Here is a 6,762-nt window from a genome sequence, read left to right as displayed (position 1 = left end):
CAAAGGTTACGGTCACTCCGACTTCGCCGCAGGAGGAAGAAGAATCTCCAAGTCAGTTAAGTAAATCAAATTGCCATACTGATCCTTCGTCGTTCCGTCTACGTCGGATCTCCTCAGAAAGACAAATTACAGCGTTTGCATTATTCAATACAATGGTGAAAGGGAAATTAATACTTTATGTCTTTCAGAACCCGCCATCAGCGGGTGAAGAATCTCTATCTTTACCCCCTAACTTCAGCACGAAGAACCTGCCTGCCGTGTAATTCTTCAGCATTTCGGTAACACCGGAGTTATATTAAAAGTAATAATTTGGTGTTACAATGAACAAATCAACAATTAATGCTATTACATCAAAATGGTTAACCATTTTGCAAGATTATGAAAAAATTAAGTCTGGTGATTTTTCAGTTTTTAAGACTGTCAACCAACTTTGTGAAGTACACCATATCCATCGTAAGGACATAAGGAAATATTATGAACGATGGATAAAATCCGGGAAAGAACAATCTGCGCTTCTTCCACAAAAAAGAGGTCCAAAGCCTGGTAAATACAAACTTCTTAGTAAAGAAGAAGAACGGATAATAATTAAAATTCGTCGTAAACTTGGCGCTAACGAATTTGAAATATTCCATTTGTTAAAGAACAAGTTTGACCTTCATCCTTCTGTTTCGACTATTTACAGAACCTTTAAGAGGTATCCGTTAAACAATAAAAGAAAACAACAAATCAAACGTTATGTTAAAAAGTATCCGGGCGAACTTCTTCATGCAGATACTTATTATCTCCCAAAATCAATAATGCAAAATAGAAAAAGATATTATCTATTCGGCATAATTGATGACTACAGTCGTTTAGCTTATGTTCAAGTAATCCCTGCTATAAATGCAGCTGAAGTTTCAAAAGCTTTTTTTCAATCTCTTCGTTTCTTCTTAGCTCACGGCATCCAGCCTGAGCGTGTGATGACTGATAACGGCGTTGAGTTTACCGCTTTTACCTCTCAGAAAGCCAAAAAAACTTATTTCTTTGAAACTATGTTAAATATAGTTGGTATTGATCATACTTACACACGGCCTTATCATCCTCAATCCAATGGCAAAATCGAACGATTTTGGAGAATTTTACATCAAGAATGCTTAATCTATTTGAACTTCGGTCAAACTTTATATACCTTATCTTCTGAAATAAGTGGTTATTTATATCGTTATAATTATCAACGCCGGCATGGTTCGTTAAATTTTATAACTCCTTTAGATTGCCTCCGTAATGTTACCGAATTACTGAAGTAATACACTGCCGGTAGGCAGTCGCACGTACCTAAACGCGAATTTGGCAATACCGGTAATTTAACCTACTTCGCCAGCAACATCTTCTTAACTGCATAATTCTTACCAGCTTTCAATGTGTAAAAATATATTCCACTGGATAGTTGATATTCATCTGCTGAAAATTCTACTTTGTAACTGCCTGCATTTTGATATTCATTTATGAGTGTAGCTATTTCCCTTCCTAAAATGTCATAGACTTTTAATGTTACATAGTTTTTCTCAGGTAATTGATAACTGATTACAGTTGTTGGATTGAAGGGGTTGGGGTAATTTTGAAAAAGTCTTATATCAAAAGGTTGTCTTATTTTATATTCTTCATATATACCTACTACAGGGTCTTTACCTGTTTCCAGCCAGGTAGCTATTCGTTCATCTTCGAATTCTTTCTGTGCTTTCCATTCTGTATACCTTTCTGGAAACCAATGATTTAAATCTCCCAATGGGAATTCTCCCATTCCAGCCGTTAATAATGTACTGTTTGAGTAGGCAAGATTTTCTTCCAGAGGCCACAATCGATGAATGCTACTTTCTGGCCTCCATGCCCAGTTTTGAGTAGCTCCAATATTCGACCACCTGTAAAAAAGAAATTGTTTTATTGATGTCGTATCGCTTGGTGGTAAGATGAAATTGGGATTTAGACTATCAATATTGTTCATACTTATAAAAGGGAAAGAACTTGATTTAAAAAATGTTTCTGTGTTTCGATTTAATATCGGTTGCGGTTCAGGTATAAAATCATATTGTTTTTTGATTTGTAATTCAAGACTATATGGATTATTCTTCATCCAATACGATAACCAATTTTCTATGTAGTAGTTGTTGTTAACAAACAATATCTTACGATCATTTTCAGTAAAGGGGGCTATGAAACCAAAATTTGTAATGCTATCTATTCTGAATATCCCTCCCGCTGCTTTATACTCATCAATAACAGGGATGTACCCATACATAAATGTATTTATAAATAAATTATTAGTTAAAACTAATTTATACCAGGCACCTGATTGCAATGGGCTTTTTACTACATTAAGAAATGTACAGTGATTGAATTTAACAAAGTCAGCATAATAGCTTCCTTGCTGTTCATATACTTGACCAATATTTGCAAATGTGCAATTTTCAAATAATAAACTGTCAATATGTAAACCAGAATGTTTATAATGGAATGAAACAGCTTTACCTTGATGGGTTAAAAATTCATTAGTACAATTTTTCCAGTAGCAATTCTTAAATTCACCAGTAAAATTCTCACACGCAATTGTTATAGTTCCATTCCCTTCGGGTGAATATGTAAAAGAATCAAACATCACATTTTCTAATTTGCATTGTTGTTTATTCAATTTATTATTTTGTTTGAATATTATATTTGAGCCAATTTTATTTCCTTCTGTATCCATGCTTAATATCCATATATTTCTTAGTATAAGATTACCATAAGAAACAAAGAAATGTTTTTTGTCGCTATTTGTTTGGGAGCTCCACAATAACTGCGGAGGCGCAGCTTGCTGTGTAGTTCCTGGCTCTGGCGCTATAATAGTTAAATTTTCTCCTGATGGAATAAGTATTGAATCTGTCATTACATAATAACCATTTTTTTCTAACATAAATAATGTATTTGACAAAGTTCCTTTCTGAATAATAGCTTCTATAGCTCGATTCAAATTCCCTTCGGAAGGTGGTGTATCACTAGCAACATAAAATGTATCCATCTGAGAAAAAGTTATTGTAACAAATATCATCAAATTAAAGATACCGATAAGTTTTAAAAAGACTTTTTTCATTTTAATCCCTCCTGGAAAATCGATTAATAGCATTCATTTTACTTTTTTATCCTTAATTAACCGATAAATGATCTTTCTATTATTTCTTGGGTCAGTTCCTTTAAATTGATTTTCATCCGTGTAGCCTAGTTGTATTTTTATCTCATTAATTTTTAAAGCATAAGAAACAGTATCGAGCAATATAACAATTGAATGGCAATGAATAGAAGAAACAGGTAGCCAAAACCAGCCACCATAAATTTTTTCATGATCCAATGTTACTATAAAAGGCATTCCATACATGCCAATAACATTATCATAAGCACTCATCTGAGCAATTCTCTTTTTAAGAGAATCTTGTGAAAAAGATAAAGTTAACACATGATTGCTTGTATCATACAATATTATATGATTGTAAGAAATTATAGGTTCACCTATTAATTCTGCTTTTTCTAAATCAATATTTTGATAAGATAAATCTGAATTAATATTAATTTTGGTTGCATAGATACAGAGTCCTTCATTTGAGTTTGAACTTGACACTATATTATCTTTACAACAAGTAAAAGAAAAAAATAAGCCTGTAATTATAAACCATAATAATTTTTTATAAATACAACTTACCATTTTTTACTCCTAATACTTTTTTATCTCACCAATATAAATTTCTTTGTAGTTGTAAATTTGCCTGCCTGTATTCTATAGAAATAAACACCGCTTGAATATTTACTACCATCAAACTCAATTTTATGAGTTCCTGCCTCATTTTCTTCATTAACAAGAGTTTCAATTTCTCTTCCCATAATATCATAAACTTTAAGTAACACAAATTCTTTTGTGGGTATTGTATATTCAATAATTGTTGTCGGATTGAAGGGATTGGGATAGTTTTGCATTACAACTTTATCTTCGGTTGTATTAGAACTGTAATTTAACATTGATTCTGAGCTTTGAAGCGTAAAACCTTGATAATCCTCAAAATTTGCAAGTAATCTCTTCCCAAATTTTAACCAATTACCAATTAGTGTGTGAATTACAAAAACACCATCATCTGCATACATGTTATTTTTATTTTCTTTGTGTATTTCCTCCATCAGTTTTTCATTTCCTGCATAAGTCAAATCTTCCATTGCAACAATTAAATAAAAGTCGCCTTCATTTAACCTTTCAAGAATAAGAGGCAATACTTTTTTATTCTTTGAGATACAATAATTTAAAAAATCATAATATTCACTAGAACTTGCATACGCTCGAGGATTACTTTGGCAACTTATGCTTGGATCAGTCCAGGTTTTTTTCCAGGCATCGTACTTTCTAAAAAATTCATTAATCCCATTTTCGTTAAGCAATTTAGCTTTCAACTCATTTATTTTTTGTATTTCATAACTGCTTAAAGTAACTTTATCCAATTTTGATAATCCTCTTTGAATTGATTCTTCTGAGGTAATAAAATCTTTCTTAAATAAAACGTCATCTAATTTATAATAATGTTTGATATATCCATAAGAGCTACCATTAAATGCATATCTGGGATGAAAAAATCTTTCCATGTCCCCTGCTTTACTTTCCCAATCATATCCATGTGAGTGCCCATTAGCAGGTTCTAAATTAGGATTGTTATACCATTTTGCATTAACAGATGCGTGCGTATAGGTTTTAACATAATATCCATCATAATACCAAAGATCAATAACATTATTTGATTGTGTAGCTCCTGTACGTGTATAATTCCAACCTTCTGCACCAGAATATCTCAGTGGATTATTTGCGTAAAAATTATCAAATGATGCTAATGAATCTCCTTGAACGTAATATCTAGAGCCAGGATTTAATGGCCACTCTGAATACGAAGTTATTCCCCCTGTCCACGAAATACAATTATAATTCCCAATATAATCTCCTGACATAATTGCATCATCTGGATTTAGATTTCTGAAATTGTTAATAGTTGATGATGGAACATTTTTACATCTCATATAGACATCACAATATCCTGTAGGATAATAAGTGCTTGACGATGTGACAATACATTTTGTCATGTGACTAGAATAAGACTTTTTCACTCTTGCATTTTGTTGCCAGATAATATCCCCTGTGCCTACATAATCATCATTATGACCTAATATTCTTAGATCTTCGCTTTGAATCCATAAGGCAGGATCACCTGTTGGAAAACAAGTAAAGTAGTTTATTTCTTCAGTTAATGAATGATCACAATCTAGATTTGCACCTGAAATAACTATATTTGAAGCATATAAGGCATTGTTTAAATAAAGATCTGTTGTTTGAGTTTGATTAGAACTATATGATCTAACAAGAAGACGATAATAACCAGGATTTTGAATATTTGCAGTAATTTTAGCTTGATAACCTTCTCCACTGTCATCATCACCCCAGGAACCATTATCAGGGTTTTGAATATTAAATAAATGCATTACAGGATCGGAAGAATAGGGATCAGCTTTCTTCGTTTCAAAGACTACTGTTCCTACATTAAAATAAAAATCTGAAAAATATGTATAAGTAAAATATGTATTTAATTGATGATCATACTCATACATAGGATTTTCATTAATTTTATTTACTGTATATTTATTAATCTTGAAATTATTTTCCTTAGCATTCTCAAAATAATTATACCACTCTTCATTATTCAATTCTGTGTCAGATTCACTTTTTATAAGTCTAATGAATTCTATAGGAGGTAATTCAGGAAGCATTGAAGTAAATATTAGCAAATGATTACCAGCTGAAAGTCTTATTTTTCTTTTATTACCACTGGAATCCCTGAGTTTAACAAATTGCCATTGCTCACTTTTTGGCATTATTAATCCTTCAGGTCTACTACTATCATCAATATAGAACTGTATTCCATTCTTCTTTATTATACTGGTATTCATTAACCAAGCAGATAAAAAATATTCACCTTCCGAAGCTATTTCAACTTCAAAAGTTCTGATAGACTTTTCACCATCAATACTAATTTTCGAACAAAGTATAGTACAATCTTCAGATAAATTATTTGCAAAAGCTGTTTTGGTTATGATATCCGATTGTTGCGCATTAATAAATGAATTGACTAATAATATTAAACTAAGTAAATAGATAATTTTTCTCATTTTTACTCCCCCCATTTTTTATTTATTATTTAATTTCCATTGATAATTATCAATAACAAATCATATAAGCTTGTAAAATTTCCATTCTTTTCATCTTACCATCCCCTACAAAGCCTAAATGATATTGATTATAAATTAATTTTAAAACAGTAATTTATTGCTAATTTATTTGACAAGTTAGATGGGACTAATATTTATTCCATTTATTTTTTATTCCACCCTCAGTAAAATGAAATGAACTTACTCTAATCGGAAAGTATCTGCCCGGAAATTTCTCTCTTAGTGAATTTAACTAAATCTCAAAAAAAAGTCAAGACTTTTTAACATAGGATTAGGGATTGGTGGTTAGGGGGTTCTGAGGTTCTTGGTTTTGGGGTTCATCGTTCTGGGGTTCTCGGTTTTGGAGTTCAATGTTTGTTGTTCGATTAGGAACTAGGGATCAGGGTTTAGGGATTAGTGGGTAGAAATTCTTTTTTCTTTGATATATGTGATATACAATAGCTGATAGTTTTGATGTATAATATACGCCTTTATTTAACGAAGAACATTGTACCTCAG

General features: G+C 31.6%; 5 protein-coding genes. 2 read left to right on the top strand and 3 right to left on the bottom strand.

All coding sequences use genetic code 11. From position 1 onward, the window contains the following. On the top strand, positions 1-263 hold a 263-nt coding region (locus ACSSWA_RS14820), incomplete at its 5' end, for a hypothetical protein (RefSeq protein ID WP_437357417.1). Positions 264-320: 57 nt separating this feature from the next. Further along, positions 321-1,286, top strand: a complete 966-nt coding sequence (locus ACSSWA_RS14815) for an integrase core domain-containing protein (protein WP_437357415.1) — start codon at positions 321-323, stop codon at positions 1,284-1,286. A gap of 62 nt (positions 1,287-1,348) precedes the next feature. On the opposite strand, the gene ACSSWA_RS14810 is transcribed toward ACSSWA_RS14815, so the two are convergent. The 3 genes from ACSSWA_RS14810 to ACSSWA_RS14800 are packed head-to-tail and all read right to left on the bottom strand — an operon-like array spanning position 1,349 to position 6,204. Further along, positions 1,349-3,106, bottom strand: coding sequence for a T9SS type A sorting domain-containing protein (locus ACSSWA_RS14810; protein WP_437357413.1), 1,758 nt, complete (start codon positions 3,104-3,106; stop codon positions 1,349-1,351). Positions 3,107-3,139: 33 nt separating this feature from the next. Next, positions 3,140-3,712: a hypothetical protein gene (locus ACSSWA_RS14805; RefSeq protein ID WP_437357411.1), complete on the bottom strand. Its 573-nt coding sequence runs from the start codon at positions 3,710-3,712 to the stop codon at positions 3,140-3,142. Positions 3,713-3,732: 20 nt separating this feature from the next. After that, entirely contained in the window at positions 3,733-6,204 is a 2,472-nt protein-coding gene (locus ACSSWA_RS14800; RefSeq protein WP_437357409.1) for a T9SS type A sorting domain-containing protein, read from the bottom strand. Positions 6,205-6,762 lie beyond the last annotated feature (558 nt).

The organism is Melioribacter sp. Ez-97, from assembly GCF_051488665.1.
Lineage (GTDB): Bacteria > Bacteroidota > Ignavibacteria > Ignavibacteriales > Melioribacteraceae > Melioribacter.
The sequence above is the reverse complement of the archived record's forward strand: the minus strand, read 5'-3'. Positions and strand labels throughout refer to the sequence as shown.